Raw genomic sequence first — 16,951 nt, 5'->3', positions numbered from 1 at the left:
CATCTCACCATGATGTAGAGATGTGGATCATCGGAGTAGCCCCGTTCAGTGATCCGGCGACCGCAGCCTTCGTCAAGGATGTCCACAATCCCGCCTGTACCCTCACCGGCAATCCCGTTTGCGTCACCTCACCACCGTTCAGTGGAGCAGAAATGACCGGGAGGGATGTTTCACGTGAAACATCCCTCCCGGTCATTGTTCAGGCTACCGGTTCTGTATCATTCCGTACGATTCAGAACCCTCACATCGCCCACTACCCGGCATTCTTGAGGTTCTTTTCCACGCGGCGGTGAGCTTCCCAGATCCGCTCCGGAAGCCCCTCGAAATGGCCCAGGTGTTCCGCGCGTGAATCCATCTCACGGAGCCAGAGATCCCGGTCAATCGAAAGAATTGACTCGAGATCATCCCGGTTTCCGGTGAATCCGGTCAGGTCCAATTCTTCCGCCTTCGGGATCAGCCCAACCGGGGTCTCTGTTCCTTGGACCTTACCGTCCTTGTAGTCGAGCAACCACAGCAACGCGCGAAGATTATCCCGGTACCCCGGCCACATGTAACGGCCGTCATCACCCCGCTGGAACCAGTTGACGTGGGCGAACACCGGCAACGCACTCTCTCCGCCAACCTCCTTCGCCTTATCAAGAACATCCAGCCAGTGCTGCGCGTAACGTCCCTCCGGGTATGCCATGAACGGACGCATCGACATCGGATCGTAACGCAACTGACCTGCCTTACCCTCTGCTGCTGCGGTGGCTTCAGCACCGAGTGTGAGCCCGTCATATACTCCCTCAGCCGGATCACGGAACGCACGGATCAACGGCTCACGGTCCCGCACCCGACCACCGAAGATGATGGCGTCGACAGGCACCCCACCGGGTACCTCGTAGTTCGGTGCGACATTAGGAACATTTGCGAGAGTTGTGGTGAAGCGGGAATTCGGATGCGCCCACTCATCTCCCTTCGCATCCGACCGCTGACGTTCCACGGGTCTGTCGGCGATTGCCTCACCCTTCCAGTCCAACCATCCGTCAAGATCCTCGGGGTAGTCGGGTGTCATCCCCTCCCACCAGACCTGGTGCGTCCTCGTGTTGTACGCAACGTTGGTGAACAGCGTGCCGGTACCCTCAGCAATCGCGTCAATCGCCGTCGGGTTCGTGTTCCTGTTCGTGTTCGGAGCAACACCAAAGGCACCATACTCTGGGTTCATTCCGTAGAGGCGACCATCAACACCGACACGAAGCCAAACGATGTCGTCCCCGTAGAAGAACACCTCGTAGCGGTCACCCAGACCATCGGGCGGAAGCATCATCGCGAGATTGGTCTTGCCTGAAGCGGATGGGAAACCCCCGCAGATGTAGCGATGCTCGCCGGTTACCTTGTCATGGATACCGATGAGCATGAACTGCTCGGCGAGAAATTCACCGGATGCCCAACCGTCGTAGCACGCCTGGCGCAAGCCGTGTGCGATTTTTCCGAGCAGCGCATTACCACCGTAGGAGGAACCATAGTGCAGGATCGTCCTCTCATCAGCGACGGTGGCGAAGCAACGCTGGTCAGCATCAGTGCCCTGGCCAAGATTCTCCAGATCCCCGGTGACATGGACGGCACGCACGAAGTGGTCCTGATCCTGAAGGTCACTGAGATAGTCGATTCCCACACGAGCCATCCGGATCATGTGGAGGCATACCGTCCGATTGTCCGTGAGTTCAACACCTGCCGCCCACGGAGCAAAAGGGGAATCCTTCGGACTCATGAGATAGGGGAGGACGTACATCGTCTTACCCTTGTACGCACCAGCCATCTTCGTCTTCTGCTCGGCGGTGATCTCCGAGGCATCGCGCCAGTTGTTGTACTCGCCACGGTCCGCCGGATCATGGGTGGCGACGACCGTCTTCTCCTCGGTCCGTGCGGTGTCCTTGTAGTAGGACCGTGAGTAGTAACGTCCTTCGCCCGCGGGCTGAATTTCGCCGTCTGCGAGCGCCGAGTCAATCAGGCGCTGGTCGTCTTCCGCGGAAATCACCTCGATGGAATCAGGCTGCAGTATAGCTGCCCAATCTTCGACGAAATCAATGATGCGCTGATTTGTGACGCCCGCTTCCTCCAGCACTGTTCTGTAGTCACTCGTTGCCACTATGGTCACCTTTCTTCTGGGTGGCGGTTAGACCCGTCACGGACCGAGACGGAAATCCGATGAAGTTCGTAGTTCCGTATTCCACATTTAGTCTATCAGTGTGATTAAAAAACGGTGCCTGTTTTTTCGTCACCGACGTGATTCATGGCAGGCCCCGCCCTACCCCAAATACCCTCTCCCTAGTTTTTCAGTCAAAACCATTTTCTGTCAGAGCTCCCCGGCAATCCGCTCATATCGACGAGATCTCACTGCAAACCACGCAGAAAAATATGCGAGCGAGGTGCTGCCCGCGGTGCTAAACTATCTCCCATGTCCCACACTCCCGCATCCACTCACACCCAGTGGTGGTGGCGCGCCTGCGAGGCGGCCCGCGGAATGTAGGTGACGGTATTCACACATCGTCGCAGGTATGACAACCGAGGGCTCGCCCGCTTGAACCCCAAGCGGCGGGCCTTTCTTCATGCCGGTACTCACCGGAGCCCAACACCAGGGGTCACACAATCGAGGCGACCAATCCCACCGACACAGGAAGGCAATTCGAGGTGACCGATACCGAGACCAGAGCCGACAGCACACCGGAGCAACCCCCCTCCATGAAGGCGGCCATTCACCGCGTACCCGTGCGCTACCACGAGAACGCCTCAACCCTCTTCGCCATTCTGGGGGGAACATCCGCTGACGATGCAGTACTTCTGGAGAGTGCCGACATCAGCTCCAAACAAGGGCTCACCTCGGTTGCGCTTCTCCGGGGATCCGTCCGCGTCACCTGCCAAGGAGATGCAGTCAGCGTGCAACCCCTCACTAAATCGGGAATGTTTCACGTGAAACGTCTCCGGAGCACATTGGCCGACTTCGTTGATGAAGATCTGTCGAGCGACGGGGGAGCGGGGTACGTCTCCTTCTGTTTCCCCCCAGGAACCGAACTCGACGAACGCCGCAGGCTCACCGAGATTTCCACGATCGAACCGTTGCGCCGCCTCCAGCAGGACCCCGGGTATCACGATGAAGAAGGTGCCCTGCCGTTCATCGCCGGGGGTTTCGCCTTCGACTACATCGAGACCTTCGAGAACCTCCCCGCGGTCGCCGACGGTGAGAACACCTACCCGGACTACCAGTTCCTCGTCGCCGAAGTCCTCCTCACCATCGACCACCAGTCCGGTACCGCCGAACTCGTCGGCGTCAGTGTGGGCGAGACGGAGACCGCCCGCCTCGCCCACGAACTCACGGAGCTGGCGGAAGCGATCGCAACCGCGGAACCCGACCACGCCGACGCCTACGTACCCACGGCCCATCCCACCGACACCCTCACCATCACCGCGGACACGGACGACGCGACGGTCCGGGGCCAGGTGGCCCGCCTGCAGAAGAACATCGAGGTCGGCGACATCTACCAGGTGGTCCCGGCGCGGAGCTTCCTCGCCCCCTGTCCCGACGCCTTCGCCGCCTACCGGGCACTGCGGGCAACGAACCCCAGCCCGTACATGTTCTACGTCCGGGGCCGGGCCAACGGTGAGTCCTACGAGCTGTTCGGTGCATCCCCGGAATCGAACCTCAAGTTCACCGCGAGCACGCGTCAGGTCGAGCTGTACCCCATCGCCGGAACCCGACCGAGAGGGCTCAACCCCGACGGCAGCGTCAACGACGAGCTCGATATCCGGGCTGAACTCGAACTTCGCACCGACGCCAAGGAGATCGCGGAGCACACCATGCTCGTCGATCTCGCACGAAACGACCTCGCCCGCGTGGCTGTACCCGCCACCCGCCGGGTCGCCGATCTCCTCCAGGTTGACCGGTACAGCCGCGTCATGCATCTGGTGAGCCGCGTGACCGCAGATCTGGACCCGACACTGGACGCGCTCGACGCATATCGTGCCTGCATGAACATGGGCACATTGACCGGGGCACCGAAACTGCGCGCCATGGAGCTCCTCAGGGAGACCGAGGGAAAGAGGCGGGGTTCCTACGGTGGTGCCGTGGGGTACCTGCGGGGTAACGGCGACATGGACACCTGCATCGTCATCCGGTCGGCCTTCGTCCGCGACGGCCAGGCCGTGGTACAGGCCGGGGCCGGGGTCGTCCGTGACAGTAAGCCGCAGGCCGAAGCCGATGAATCACTGCACAAGGCGTTCGCCGTCCTCAACGCCATCGCCATCGCCGCCGACGCGAACCTGGAGGTAATCCGGTGACTGACAACCAACCCCACATCGTCCTCATCGACAACCAGGACTCCTTCGTCTACAACCTGGTCGATGCGTTCGCCGTCGCAGGCTTCCGGTGCACGGTGTACCGGAACTCGGTTCCCGTGGACACCGTCCTCGAAAGCGCTCCAGACCTCATCTGTCTGTCGCCGGGCCCCGGGCACCCCCGTGACGCGGGCACCATGATGGAACTGATCGACCGCACCCTGGGCCGCATCCCGATCCTGGGGATCTGCCTCGGATTCCAGGCGCTGCTCGACCACCACGGGGGAATGGTTGAGCCATGCGGACCGGTCCACGGCACGTCGGACCTGATGACCCTGACGGACGAGGGTCTCGAGAGCCCCGTGTTCCACGGTCTCACCGTCGACGCAGGCCCAGATCTCCCCGGTGTCACCGGGCGCAAGGTACCGATCGCCCGGTACCACTCGCTCGGTTGCACCACGATCCCGGAGGGCATGGTGTCCCTGGCGACCTGCGACTCCGAGATCGGGGAGGTCACAATGGCCGCACGAACCACCGACGGGACCGCCCTCGGGCTGCAGTTCCACCCCGAGTCGGTACTCAGTCCCTCCGGCCCCCACATCCTCACCCGCAGCGTCGAGACGCTGCTCACCAAGACCCGAGAAGGAATCAACGATGACGCACACTGACCCCGGCACGCTACTCACCGCCTACCTGGACAACCGCGAGCCGTCGGTTGAAGAAGCACGTGCCGTCTTCGATCCGCTGACGACCGGGTCCTACTCGGCCACCCAGATCGCCGCACTCCTGGCGACTCTGCGCACCCGCGGGGAGACCGCCGCCGACATCGCCGGAGCCGCTCAGGCCTTCATCAGTGCGGCCCGTCCCTTCCCCATCAGCGGAGAAGGCGTCATGGATTCCTGCGGTACGGGAGGCGACGGAGCAAACACCATCAACATCTCGACCGCCGCGGCTCTCGTCGCCGCAGCCGGGGGAGTGACGATGGTCAAACATGGTAACCGTTCCGTCAGCTCGCGATCCGGTTCCGCCGACGTTCTCGAGGCCCTGAACATCCCCCTGGACCTCGATCCCGAGCGCGCGGAGCGCCAACTCCGGGCCTCCAACTTCACCTTCCTCTTCGCACCGGCGTACCACCCGGCGATCGCCCACGTCATGCCCGTACGGAAGGAACTCAAGGTTCCCACGATCTTCAACATTCTGGGTCCACTGCTCAACCCGGCTAAACCACGCGTCCAACTGATGGGAATCGCACGCCCCGAACTCGGCCCCACAATCATCGAGGTGATGCGCGAGCTCGGCCGCAGCCGGGCGCTGGTCGTCCACGGGTCGGGGACCGATGAGATCGCCGTCCACGGCCCCACCACCGTCTGGGAGCTGCGCGACGGCTCCGTGACCTCCCACGAACTCACCCCAGAGGGCCTCGGGGTTCGCACGCACCCGCTGGAGGATCTTGTGGGGGGTGACGGCGAAGAAAACGCGGGACACATCAGGGCCACCTTTGCTGGCACCGGTCCCGAGGCTCACCTAGACGCGATCACCGTCAACGCCGGTGCGCTGTTCTACCTCAACGGTGACACGGACACCATCGCCGACGGTGTGACGAGGGCGAAGCAGCTTCTCGCCGACAAGACGGTGGAGACCTGGCTCGCGACTCACGAGGAGGCCGATTATGCCTGACACCCATTCGATGCCGACGGTCCTCGAGGGGATAGTCACCGCCCGCAGGGGGCACCTCGAGGGCATCCGCCACCGCATCAGCCACGTGGATCCGGCGACACTGCCCCGCTCAACCCGCAGTCTCTTCGCCAATCTCGGCGGCAGCTTATCGGGCCGGGGGAGGGGAGCAAACCGTTTCATCATGGAGTGCAAATCTGCCTCGCCGTCACTCGGGCTCATCCGCGAGCACTACCAACCCGGCGACATCGCGCGGATCTACTCCCGCTACGCCTCAGGCATCTCCGTTCTCTGTGAGCCTGACAGATTCGGCGGTGACTACGACCACCTCGCCACCGTTGCGCTATCCACGCACCTGCCGGTCCTGTGCAAGGACTTCATCATCGACGAAGTACAGATCCACGCAGCCCGCTATTTCGGGGCCGACGCCATCCTCCTCATGTTGTCCGTCCTCGACGATGAGACCTACACCCGCCTCGCGCAGGAAGCACACCGACTCGGGCTCGATATCCTCACCGAGGTTGTCGATGAGGAGGAGATGCGGCGTGCCCGCTACCTCGGTGCGAGAATCATCGGGATCAACCACCGCAACCTCCACGATCTGAGCATCGATCTCTCCCGCTCCGCGGAACTCGCGCCCCTCGCCCCGGAGAATGCCGTCCTGATCGCTGAATCGGGAATCCGAGATAACTCCACCGTCCGTCGTATAGGGCGGCATGTCAACGGGTTCCTCGTCGGCTCCCAACTGACCGGCCAACCTGATGTCGATGTCGCCGCCCGGGAACTCCTCTACGGCCCCAATAAAGTGTGTGGACTGCGGACGCCGGGTGCCGCGCAGGCCGCTCGGGCCGCCGGTGCGGTCTACGGTGGTCTCATCTTCGAAGAGGCATCACCTCGCGCGCTGGACGCCGCCACCGCAGCCGCGATAATCGCGGCCGAACCCGGTTTGAAATACGTCGCGGTCAGTCGGCGCAGCTCGGGCTACGAGGAACTGTGTATCGACGGTGTGGCAGCAGTTCAGGTCCACTGCCCCCTCGGTACGGTCGAAGAGGAAGCAGAACTGGTTCGACGCCTCCGGGGTGAGCTACCCGCCCACGTGGAACTGTGGCGTGCATTCTCCATGTCGACGCCCGGAGCTGCCGACACCCTCGCGGCACTCGTGGACGGGGACTCGCCCGTCGACCGATTCGTCCTGGATTCCGGTGCGGGGGGCAGCGGCACATCCTTCGACTGGTCGACGATCCCGGAGACCGTGAAGCGGCATTCACTACTTGCCGGGGGAATCGGTGTGGAAAATCTCAACGCTGCCCTCACCGTCGGCTGCGCGGGAGTCGACCTGAATTCGGCACTCGAATACGGGCCGGATGCGGCTATCTGGTCCGGCCACAAGGACACCGCCCGACTGGGGCAGGCATTCACCATGATACGAACCTTCAACAACGAACAGGCGGTAGCGTCATGACCCCTCCCGATCACGATTCGACCACTCCGGACACATCCGGGGGAGCAACCATTCTGCCCGCCTATTTCGGTCAGTTCGGCGGACAGTACGTACCCGAGCTCCTCATCCCGGCGCTCGACCAACTGGAGAAGGCCTTCGTCGACGCGATGGACGACCCAGAGTTTCGCACGGAACTCGCCGACTATCTCCGCGACTATCTCGGCCGCCCCACTCCGCTGACGGAATGCTCGAACCTGCCACTGGCGGGTAAGGGGCGCGGGCTGGCGAGAATCTTCCTGAAGCGAGAGGATCTCGTGCACGGTGGTGCCCACAAGACCAATCAGGTCATCGGCCAGGCGCTCCTGGCCAAGCGGATGGGCAAGACCCGCATCATCGCGGAAACCGGTGCGGGCCAGCACGGCACCGCCACGGCACTCGCATGTGCCCTACTCGGTCTAGAGTGCGTCATCTACATGGGTGCCGAGGATGTCCGACGCCAGCAGCCCAACGTCTACCGGATGGAGCTGATGGGCGCGAAGGTCGTTCCCGTGACTTCCGGGGCGGGCACGCTCAAGGACGCCGTCAACGAGGCATTGCGGGACTGGACCGCCACGTTCCACGAGTCGCATTACCTGCTCGGGACCGCCGCCGGGCCCCATCCTTTCCCGACGATCGTCCGTGAGTTTCACCGGATCATCTCCACCGAGGCGAAGGCCCAGATGCTCGAACGGACCGGCGGGCTGCCGGACGTGGTGACGGCCTGCGTCGGCGGCGGATCGAACGCCATCGGAATGTTCGCCGACTTCATCGATGAACCCTCCGTGGAACTCGTCGGCGTGGAGCCGGCGGGGGAGGGCCTCAATTCAGGACGTCACGGCGCGCCGATCCACGCCGGGAAGATCGGTATTCTCCACGGCGCACGCTCGTACCTCATGCGTACCTCGGACGGTCAGGTCGAGGAGAGCTACTCCATCTCCGCTGGGCTGGATTATCCCGGCGTTGGTCCCCAGCACGCGTATCTGCACGAGTCAGGCCGAGCCACATACGTCGGCATCACCGATGCCGAGGCTCTGGAAGCATTCCAGATGCTGAGCCGCTACGAGGGGATCATTCCCGCCCTGGAATCCTCCCACGCACTCGCGTACGCCCTCAAGCGCGCCGCGGTAGCCGAGGAGGATGGCCGAGAAATCACAATTCTCGTCTCACTGTCAGGCAGGGGGGACAAGGATGTCGATCACGTCCGCCGTACCCTCGCCGATCACCCCGAACTCGTCATGGAGGACAACCGATGAGCCGCTATCCCGCACTGTTCCAGCGCCTCGCCGCCGCCGGAGAGGGAGCCTTCGTCCCCTTCGTGATGCTCGGCGATCCGGACGCGGAGACCTCCTTCGAGATCATCCGTGCGCTCGTCAACGGGGGAGCGGACGCCCTCGAACTGGGTGTGCCGTTCTCCGACCCGGTCGCCGATGGTCCCACGATCCAGGCAGCACACATCCGGGCGTTGGACGCCGGCGTGGATGTGGACTCTGCATTCTCTATCATCCGTCGTGTTCGTGACACCTGGCCCGACCTCCCCATTGGCCTGCTCATTTACGGCAATGTCCCCTTCGCCCGGGGTAGCCGCGAATTCTATGCCGCTGTCGCGGAAGCCGGCGCCGACTCGGTGCTCATCCCTGACGTTCCCGTCCGGGAGGGGGCGGCGTTCTCCGCCGATGCGGAGGCTGCTGGAATAGACCAAATCTTCATCGCCCCGCCCCACGCTTCGGAGCGGACACTCGCCGGGGTCGCGGCCCATTCCCGGGGATACATCTACGCAGTCTCCCGCGTGGGTGTGACCGGAGCCGAAACTGCCTCGAGTACCGACGGGCTGGCTGATGTCGTCGCGAACCTGCACAGATTTGGTGGAGCACCCGCCCTGTTGGGCTTCGGCATTTCCACTCCCGATCATGTCCGGGCTGCCATCGACGCAGGTGCAGCCGGCGCAATCTCCGGTTCGGCGATCACGCGGATCATCGAGAACCACTGCGTGGGTGCCTCCCCGGATACCCGGACTGTCGACAACCTCCCGGCTCTCCTCGGGGAGCTGCGCGACTTCACAGCCGGCATGAAAGCCGCAACGCGGCGATAGACCCAGCACCGAGGGCCCCATGTTTCACGTGAAACATGGGGCTTTCTTTTAGCTCATCCTGCTCCACCGCCATCTAACGTGCTGCCTGCTTCATCACATTGTTCTCGGCCTCTTGACAGTGACGTAGCGTCACAGTGTTCCATTGAGCCATGAGAGTGAAGGAGCTGGCCGAATACACCGACACAACAGTGCGGACAATCCGCTACTACCACCAGATAGGCCTGCTCCCCGTACCCGAAGGGGCTGGCATCCGGGACTACGGCCTCGAACATCTCATCAGGGTCGAGAGGATACGTCACCTGCGCAGATCGGGTCTGTCGCTCGCGTCAATCCAGAACCTCATCGCGGATGACGGTATCGATGTAGCACGGGAACTCCAGGCCACGGAAGACGCCATCAATCAGCAGATAGCAACTCTGGAAAACCAACGGAACCGCCTCCGGGATCTCCGCTCAGGACTGTCTGGCCGATGCCTCGGGGAACCATCGGAATCCCAGTTCGACCTAATTCCTCCGCTGCCGAGCCAGCTCGACAACATCTGCGACCGCCTGACGGAAGGAGTGGACGATGACCGTTTCATCGCACTCATCCGAAAAAAGAAGCAACTCACCCAGCTCCTCCTCCCTCGCAGTGTAATACCCAGCGAGCTGTTCGATTGGACAGCACAAATTGATGAATCCTCGTTGGTCACGTTTCGCGCGGATATCGACCGGTTCACGCGAATCAACGAACTCGATCCCGCGGAGATCACCGCAGCGGCCCACACCGCCGCTGATCACTTCATCGACCTCCTGCAAAAGAACGGCACCAGTCTGATCATCAACGCCATTTCTCGGTATCTCCGTGCTCTTCGGAGCAAGCCGATACGTCAGCTCATCTTCCTCGCCTTTCCAAACCCGGTCGAAGCACGGTACGTGGAGGCGCAGATCGATCGATTGTGTACCCGTATCGCAGACATCACCCCGTCCGACCCCGACCGCACTGACACCAGAACCGCTCGATAAACAAGGGAGTTTCACGTGAAACCACTGCTCTGTGAGAGCCTCTCCAAAACGTTCGGCACCGTCCGCGCCCTCGACGAGCTCACCCTGGAGGTGGGGGAGGGGAGCGTCCACGGTTTCCTCGGGCCCAACGGCGCCGGAAAATCAACCACGATCAGAATCCTGCTCGGACTGCTGCACCCCGATTCCGGGAGAGTCCAGGTCCTCGGGAGCGATCCACGATCAGCCCCGGGGGTACTCCGCCGCGTGGCGTACGTCCCCGCCGAGGTGACCCTGTGGCCACAGCTCACCGGAGCGGAGACGATCCACTTTCTGGCCAAGCTGCGGGGCGGAGGTGTGGATGAGGCGCGACGGGAGGAGCTGATCGAGGCCTTCCAGCTCGATGTCAACCGCCGGAACCGGGACTACTCCACGGGCAACCGGCGTAAGATCCTCCTCGTCGCCGCTCTGTCAGCGGACGCCGATCTCCTGATTCTCGACGAGCCCACATCCGGGCTCGATCCACTGATGGAACAGGTTTTCGGGGAACAACTCACCAAGGAGGCGCAGAGGGGAGCGACCGTACTGCTCAGCAGCCACATTATGAGCGAGGTGGAGAAGCTCTGCGATTCCGTCACAGTGATTAAATCAGGCAAGGTGGTACTGAGGGGCCGGGTCGACGACCTGAAACAGATTTCGGCCCATCATGTCTCCGCACAGTTCGACGGGGGAGTACCCGATACCTTCCGTTCTCTCGCGGCGGTGACCGTCGAGGGATCCCGTTTGACCGCGACCGTCGACCGGGAGGAGAGCACCGAACTCCTCCACCGGATCATCGAGAGCGGCGGTCACGACATCACGAGCACGCCTGCATCACTGGAGGACATCTTCCTCAGCCACTACGCGGAGGAACGATGATCACCGAAACACTGTCCCTGACGAGATTCAATCTCTGGCTGCGTCGCCGCTTTCTGCTGCTGTGGATCATCCCGCTCCTGGGATTGATCGGCGCGCTGCCTCCCGGATACAACAACCAGTACCCGGATCCGGCGTCCAGGAAGCTCGCCGCCGATGCCTTCCGGGGCAATGCCGTCATCGAGGCGATGTACGGTCGGGCACCCGAGAGTGGTTCACTCGGGCAGCTGGTGTCGCTCGAGGGTGGAGCGCTCCTCACGCTGCTCGCCGGAGTAATGACGGTACTGCTCGTGACCGGCCTCTTCAGGGGACCTGAACAGGCCGGGGCCGGTGAGTTGATCCGTGCGGCGGGCCTTCGCCCCGGATCCGTACCCGCGGCTGCCCTGACCACGGCAGCAATCAGCGGTCTGCTCCTCGGCGCGGGCACCAGCGCCGTGATGATCGCCGCGAACTCGGCTGTCGGGGATCTTCCCCCGGAGGGCTCCCTGGTTCTCGGCGCAACCGTCCTGCTGTCCATCCTCGGAACAGCTTTCCTGACCGCCGCGTGCACACTCTTCGTCCGGGATTCCGCGAACCTCCGCCGTGCGGCCTTCGGAGCCCTCGCTGTCCAATTCATCATCCGCGCGGTGGCGGACAGTCGGGATGTTCCGCACCTCAACTGGGTCAGCCCACTGGGTTGGCGCGCGATTGCGTCGCCCTACGACTCGAACAACTGGGCGGCCCTCGGTGGCCTCGCGATCCTGTGTCTCTCGTGCAGCCTCGGACTCGTGGCGGTGGAGAAACACCGCGAGTTCGGAAGGCCTCTGATCGCGTTCGGAGACCCCAAGCCGAAGGCGCCCCGCCGCCTGAACAGCCTGGTTGCACTCCGCCGGGTACTCGACCGTGGCACCAGGATCGGTTGGCTGATCCCGGTCGTGGTGTTCGCGGTGGTGCTGTGTTCACTCCTCCAGACCGTGATCGATTCTCTCACCATCGACGGGCACCAGACGGCGCTGGCCGAACGTGTCGGGACGATCTTCGGCAACGGCGATATCGTGCCTTCGTTCTTCGCCTACTGCGCGGCCCAGATCGGAATTCTGATCGGGGCAGCGGGTATCCAGACATCGCTCCACCTCAGGTCGGAGGAGAACCACCGCACAGTGGACCTGATCCGATCATGTGGTGTCTCCCGTGGAGCCCCGCACCGGTCCATCGCCCGGTCAAGCTGGGTGACGGTGATCCTCCTCGTGGTACTCGGAACAGTCGGAGGTCTCATCGGGGGGATCCCGGGTGCCAACGACGCCGGGGAGACGGCGACGGCGATCACCGTGAGTTTCCTCACCCAGATCGGCCCCGCGGCAACGTTGACCGGAATCGCGCTACTGCTGGTTGGAGCAAGTCCCAGGTTCGCGACACTCGCCTGGCTTCCGCTCATCGTCTGCGCACTGATCTGGATCTTCGGGCCCGTGTTCAACGCACCGGACTGGGTTATCGATGTCTCGGTATTCAGCCACACCCCGACCAGCACCGATGTCTCTGAAACCGGGTGGACGACCGCTCTGCTGGTCGTCATCGGCGTCGCGTGTACCCTCATCGGCACCAGGGCTGCGTCTCGGCGGGAGATCAGGTGATCCATTTTATCGGAACACCAGTCACCTCATACAGTGGCAAATTCGGTAAGAATAACCTACCCCATCTGGTGATGAAGGGCAGGCTAACCGTTTGTGACACGCATGATCTGATGCGAGATACTGGCGTTATGAGCTGCCAAGGTGAATCTCCGAAAAACCGCATACCCTCCTGCAGCCGTCGATTGTTCCTCCTCGGGACCGCCACAACGTTCGCTGGTGCTGTCCTCGCCGCGTGCGGAGGCACGGAAACGCCCGCCTCAATCGAAGCGCAGGACGTCCCGGTGGGGAGTGCGGTTGTCGTCGGAAACTTCATCATCGCCCAGCCCACCTCAGGTGTCTTCCACGCCTATTCGACCATCTGTCCGCATCAGGGCGCGAAGATCGACATTGTCGAAGGCGCCACAGTCCGCTGTCCGAAACACAACTCGGTGTTCGACATCGAGAACGGCAGCGTCATCGAGGGGCCCGCAAGGGATCCACTTCACCCCGCGAAACTCTCCGCCGAAGGCACGACACTTACAGCATCCTAAACCTTCCTGAGATCATTGTTTCACGTGAAACATCGACTACACCGGACACATCAGGTCCCGATAGCACTGCAACGAAGGCCCCTGGTTTCACGTGAAACCAGGGGCCTTCCGCCTACGCCACTCACTCTGCAGGAACTCGTTCCTTGAACCCTGCGGGGCGAGCAGGCCACCAGATCCGTTCCCCGACAAGTTCAAACAAAGCCGGGACAACAAGTGTCCGGACCAGGAATGTATCGAGGAGAATCCCAAACCCCACAATGATCCCGACCTGGGTGAGCGTAATGAGGGGGAGAACACCAAGAACGGCGAAGACGGAGGCCAGAACGATTCCGGCTGAGGTAATGACCCCTCCCGTGAGACCCACCGCACGAACAATTCCACACCGCACATCCCGTCCAATGCTCTCTTCCTTCACGCGCAGTACCAGGAACACCGTGTAGTCAATTCCGAGGGCCACCAGGAACAAAATGGAGTAGAGTGGGGCGGCTGTATCCAGGCCGGGGAATCCGAAGACATGGTCGGAGAGCCAGGCACCGACACCCAGTGCGGCAGTGGTGGACAGCACCGCTGCAACAAGCAGTAACAACGGGGCAAGAAGTGCTCGCAGTACAACGATCAGCACAAGAAAAACAACAAGCAGTATGAGCGGGACACAGACCCGAAGATCCCGCAGGGTTGCATCCCGGCTGTCCAGGTCACGCGCTGCAGAACCACCCACCACGGCACCGGGATCCACCGCCCGCGAGATAGCGCGTACCTCGCGGATTAACTCAAATGACCGAGCGGATGCGGGTTCCGCGTCCGGTAGCACCGTCAACCGGGCTAAGGAACCATCGGTGCTCTCCACGGGTGCACCAAGCACAGTCAGGTCGGGATGTCCGCTGATTTTCTTCCTGATCTCAGCCACCGTCGATGTATCCGCAATAACACTGAGCGGTGCCGAAGCGCCGGCGGGAGCATTATCGGAGAGTGTCCATTGGCCAGCGGCAGCCTCTGACTCCGTCCGGAACTGTTCGGTGCTGGACAGCCCTATCCGCGTGCCGGACAGTCCTGCCGTCATTGAGATGAGCACCAAAACCATGACCGCGAGCACTGCACCCGGACGGCAGGCGACACCGGTGGCGATCCGCCCGAAGACGCCACCATGTGGATATCTGGCGTGCACACCTGGGCGGGGAATCCTCGGCCAGAAGAGACCCCGACCACTGACGGCTAGTGCCGCCGGTAGTAGAACGAGCGCGAAGAGAAGTGCAAGCAGTAATCCGATCGCACTGGAGACCCCGAGACTGCGGAATGCCGGGACGGATGCTGCGGTGAGTGTCAACAGGGCGAACACAACGGTCAGGTTCGAGGACAGGATGGCGGGGGTGGCGTTCCGGAGTGCACGGCTGAGCGCCAGGCGGTGGTCGGTCTGAGTCCGCAGTTCCTCTCGGTACCTGCTGACCAACAGCAGCGCATAATTGGTACCGGCGCCGAACACGAGAACCGAGGTGATCCCTGCGGTTGATCCATCGTTGGCGAACCACCCGGTGGTCGATGAGAGCCAGGCGGTGACGGCAGCAGCAGCGCGGTCAGCGAGTGCGACAACAATCAGGGGTACAAGCCAGAGAATGGGGGAGCGGTACGTCAAAATAAGTAGAACCGCGACTACGGATGCCGTAACCGCCAGTAGCGTGACATTCGCTCCCGAGAATGCATCTGCGGTATCCGCGGCGAAACCTGCGGGGCCAGTGACCGCGACTCGCACCCCGGACGGGAGTCCGTCCCGTGCGGTGGCCCTGATCTCCGCCACGACATCACTGAGCGCGAATCCATCAAGATCTGCGGGTAAAAGCACCGTCGCCTGGGCTACATCTCGTGAGAGAGGCACCGTTGGGCCCACCCACCCGGATGTCTCCCCGGTAAACAATTCCGTAGCAGCAAGGCGTTGTAGAGATCCGTCAACGGCCTTCAGTTCGTCACTGCCTAGGCCATCCTCCGCCGAGTAGACAAGTACTGCGGGAAGGTTCCGGCCTCCCGGGAAGCGTTCCTGGAGCTGTCCAGCCCGGGCAGACTCCGCACCTTTCGGCAATCCGTCGGGTGCCCCGGCAGAATTTCCGGATCCTGCAGCCAGGAACTGCAGTCCCGCAAAAAGTGCGAGGAAGGCCAGAATAGTCGCCCATGCTGCGGTTTTTCTCACGATGAACACCGGGGCAGGAGTGGATGCATAGATCGTACGCTCAACGGACATCGGCTTCGCGGACTTGTGGGAGGTCATGCCTCATGGTCCCATAGGAACGTCTCGATGAGGATCCCCGTGGCGTCATGGAGCCCCCGAATTCTGATCAGATGAGACAGTGCACCGCTTACACTGTCACCATGTTCAGTCGTATCAGACGTCCACGGGTAGACCCGCTGATCATTCTTATCCTTCTCGCCGTTCTTCTCGCCGTGCTCCTACCTGTTCGGGGAGAAGCGGCGACGCTATTCTCCATGGCAACGAAAGTAGCTATCGCCCTGCTGTTCTTCGTCTACGGTGCACGCCTATCAACGGCCGAGGCACTCGCCGGTCTCCGGCACTGGCGGTTGCACGTCGCCATCCTCGCATTCACCTACGTGGTTTTCCCACTGATCGGAGTGGCTCTCATACCCCTCGAGCGCTTATTCCCGACGGGGCTGTTCCTGGGGGTCATCTATCTGACGCTGGTCCCGTCGACAGTGCAATCCTCGGTAGCATTCACCTCGATCGCACGGGGGAACGTTGCAGGGGCCATCATCAGTGCATCAGCATCGAACCTGCTCGGAGTGGTGCTCACTCCGGTGCTGGTGATGTTGTTGATGAGCCAGGGGGGACACGTCACCGTCAGCAGTCAGGTCTTTATCGACATCGCCATCCAGCTTCTCTTTCCCTTCTTTGCGGGACAACTTACACGGCCGTGGATCAAGTCGATTGTCTCCCGCTCCGCGACGAAGATCGTCGATCGCGGTTCCATCACCATGGTCGTCTACTCTGCGTTCTCCGCGGGAATGGTGGAGGGTATCTGGTCGAGGGTGACGCCACTGGACCTTCTGGGGCTCGTCGTGTTCTCGATTGTGCTGGTCGCTTTCATGCTTTGGTTCACACGTTTCTCTGCTCAACGACTCAGATTCAATCAAGCGGACACTCTCGCCATCCAGTTCTGTGGGACCAAGAAGTCCCTCGCCACCGGATTACCTATGGCTGCGGTCATCTTCGGGAGTGGAGAACTAGGTCTGCTCATTCTTCCGCTGATGATCTTCCACCAGATTCAGTTGATGATGTGTGCTGCGTTGGCCTCACGGTACGCCCACGGGAACCCCGAGGTTCAGCCAAGCACGTAAACACCTGAAGGGGCGTGATCCCC

Annotated in this window: 13 protein-coding genes; 11 read left to right on the top strand and 2 right to left on the bottom strand. The window is 62.1% G+C overall.

Annotation, left to right across the window (positions count from 1 at the left end):
- Window positions 1-253 precede the first annotated feature (253 nt).
- Complete coding sequence (locus QWU44_RS06505; RefSeq protein ID WP_370914850.1) at window positions 254-2,128, bottom strand: phosphoenolpyruvate carboxykinase (GTP); 1,875 nt, start codon at window positions 2,126-2,128, stop codon at window positions 254-256.
- Between the two features lie 593 nt (window positions 2,129-2,721).
- Here QWU44_RS06505 and QWU44_RS06500 point away from each other — a divergent pair.
- From QWU44_RS06500 to QWU44_RS06455, 10 genes are all read left to right on the top strand, one after another.
- A complete protein-coding gene (locus QWU44_RS06500) occupies window positions 2,722-4,314 on the top strand; it encodes an anthranilate synthase component 1 (RefSeq protein ID WP_370914929.1) in 1,593 nt (530 codons plus the stop codon).
- The gene (locus tag QWU44_RS06495; RefSeq protein ID WP_267174142.1) at window positions 4,311-4,979 is read left to right on the top strand and encodes an anthranilate synthase component II; all 669 of its coding nucleotides are present in this window, start codon (window positions 4,311-4,313) and stop codon (window positions 4,977-4,979) included. Before QWU44_RS06500 ends, QWU44_RS06495 begins: the two co-directional genes overlap by 4 nt.
- Complete coding sequence (gene trpD / locus QWU44_RS06490; RefSeq protein ID WP_370914849.1) at window positions 4,966-5,988, top strand: anthranilate phosphoribosyltransferase; 1,023 nt, start codon at window positions 4,966-4,968, stop codon at window positions 5,986-5,988. Before QWU44_RS06495 ends, trpD begins: the two co-directional genes overlap by 14 nt.
- Window positions 5,981-7,447 (top strand): bifunctional indole-3-glycerol-phosphate synthase TrpC/phosphoribosylanthranilate isomerase TrpF, encoded by a 1,467-nt coding sequence (gene trpCF / locus QWU44_RS06485; RefSeq protein ID WP_370914848.1) that lies wholly within the window; start codon window positions 5,981-5,983, stop codon window positions 7,445-7,447. Before trpD ends, trpCF begins: the two co-directional genes overlap by 8 nt.
- Window positions 7,444-8,718, top strand: coding sequence for a tryptophan synthase subunit beta (gene trpB, locus QWU44_RS06480; protein ID WP_370914847.1), 1,275 nt, complete (start codon window positions 7,444-7,446; stop codon window positions 8,716-8,718). The genes trpCF and trpB overlap by 4 nt, the downstream gene beginning before the upstream one ends.
- Entirely contained in the window at window positions 8,715-9,554 is an 840-nt protein-coding gene (gene trpA / locus QWU44_RS06475) for a tryptophan synthase subunit alpha (protein ID WP_370914846.1), read from the top strand. The genes trpB and trpA overlap by 4 nt, the downstream gene beginning before the upstream one ends.
- A 149-nt stretch (window positions 9,555-9,703) precedes the next feature.
- A complete protein-coding gene (locus QWU44_RS06470; RefSeq protein WP_370914845.1) occupies window positions 9,704-10,558 on the top strand; it encodes a MerR family transcriptional regulator in 855 nt (284 codons plus the stop codon).
- A 15-nt stretch (window positions 10,559-10,573) separates the two neighbouring features.
- The gene (locus QWU44_RS06465; RefSeq protein WP_370914844.1) at window positions 10,574-11,452 is read left to right on the top strand and encodes an ABC transporter ATP-binding protein; all 879 of its coding nucleotides are present in this window, start codon (window positions 10,574-10,576) and stop codon (window positions 11,450-11,452) included.
- Window positions 11,449-13,059 (top strand): hypothetical protein, encoded by a 1,611-nt coding sequence (locus QWU44_RS06460; RefSeq protein ID WP_370914843.1) that lies wholly within the window; start codon window positions 11,449-11,451, stop codon window positions 13,057-13,059. The genes QWU44_RS06465 and QWU44_RS06460 overlap by 4 nt, the downstream gene beginning before the upstream one ends.
- Window positions 13,060-13,241: 182 nt before the next feature.
- Complete coding sequence (locus tag QWU44_RS06455; RefSeq protein ID WP_370914928.1) at window positions 13,242-13,589, top strand: Rieske (2Fe-2S) protein; 348 nt, start codon at window positions 13,242-13,244, stop codon at window positions 13,587-13,589.
- A 121-nt stretch (window positions 13,590-13,710) separates the two neighbouring features.
- Here the strand turns inward: QWU44_RS06455 and QWU44_RS06450 are convergent, their stop codons facing one another.
- Window positions 13,711-15,846: an MMPL family transporter gene (locus tag QWU44_RS06450; RefSeq protein ID WP_370914842.1), complete on the bottom strand. Its 2,136-nt coding sequence runs from the start codon at window positions 15,844-15,846 to the stop codon at window positions 13,711-13,713.
- Between the two features lie 101 nt (window positions 15,847-15,947).
- Here QWU44_RS06450 and QWU44_RS06445 point away from each other — a divergent pair, with 101 nt between their 5' ends.
- Window positions 15,948-16,928, top strand: coding sequence for a bile acid:sodium symporter family protein (locus QWU44_RS06445; protein ID WP_370914841.1), 981 nt, complete (start codon window positions 15,948-15,950; stop codon window positions 16,926-16,928).
- Window positions 16,929-16,951 lie beyond the last annotated feature (23 nt).

The sequence above is a fragment of the Corynebacterium sp. CCM 9203 genome (assembly GCF_041357675.1).
In the GTDB taxonomy this organism is placed as follows: Bacteria; Actinomycetota; Actinomycetes; order Mycobacteriales; family Mycobacteriaceae; genus Corynebacterium.
Note: the sequence above shows the minus strand (reverse complement) of the source record. Positions and strands in the feature narration are given on the sequence as shown.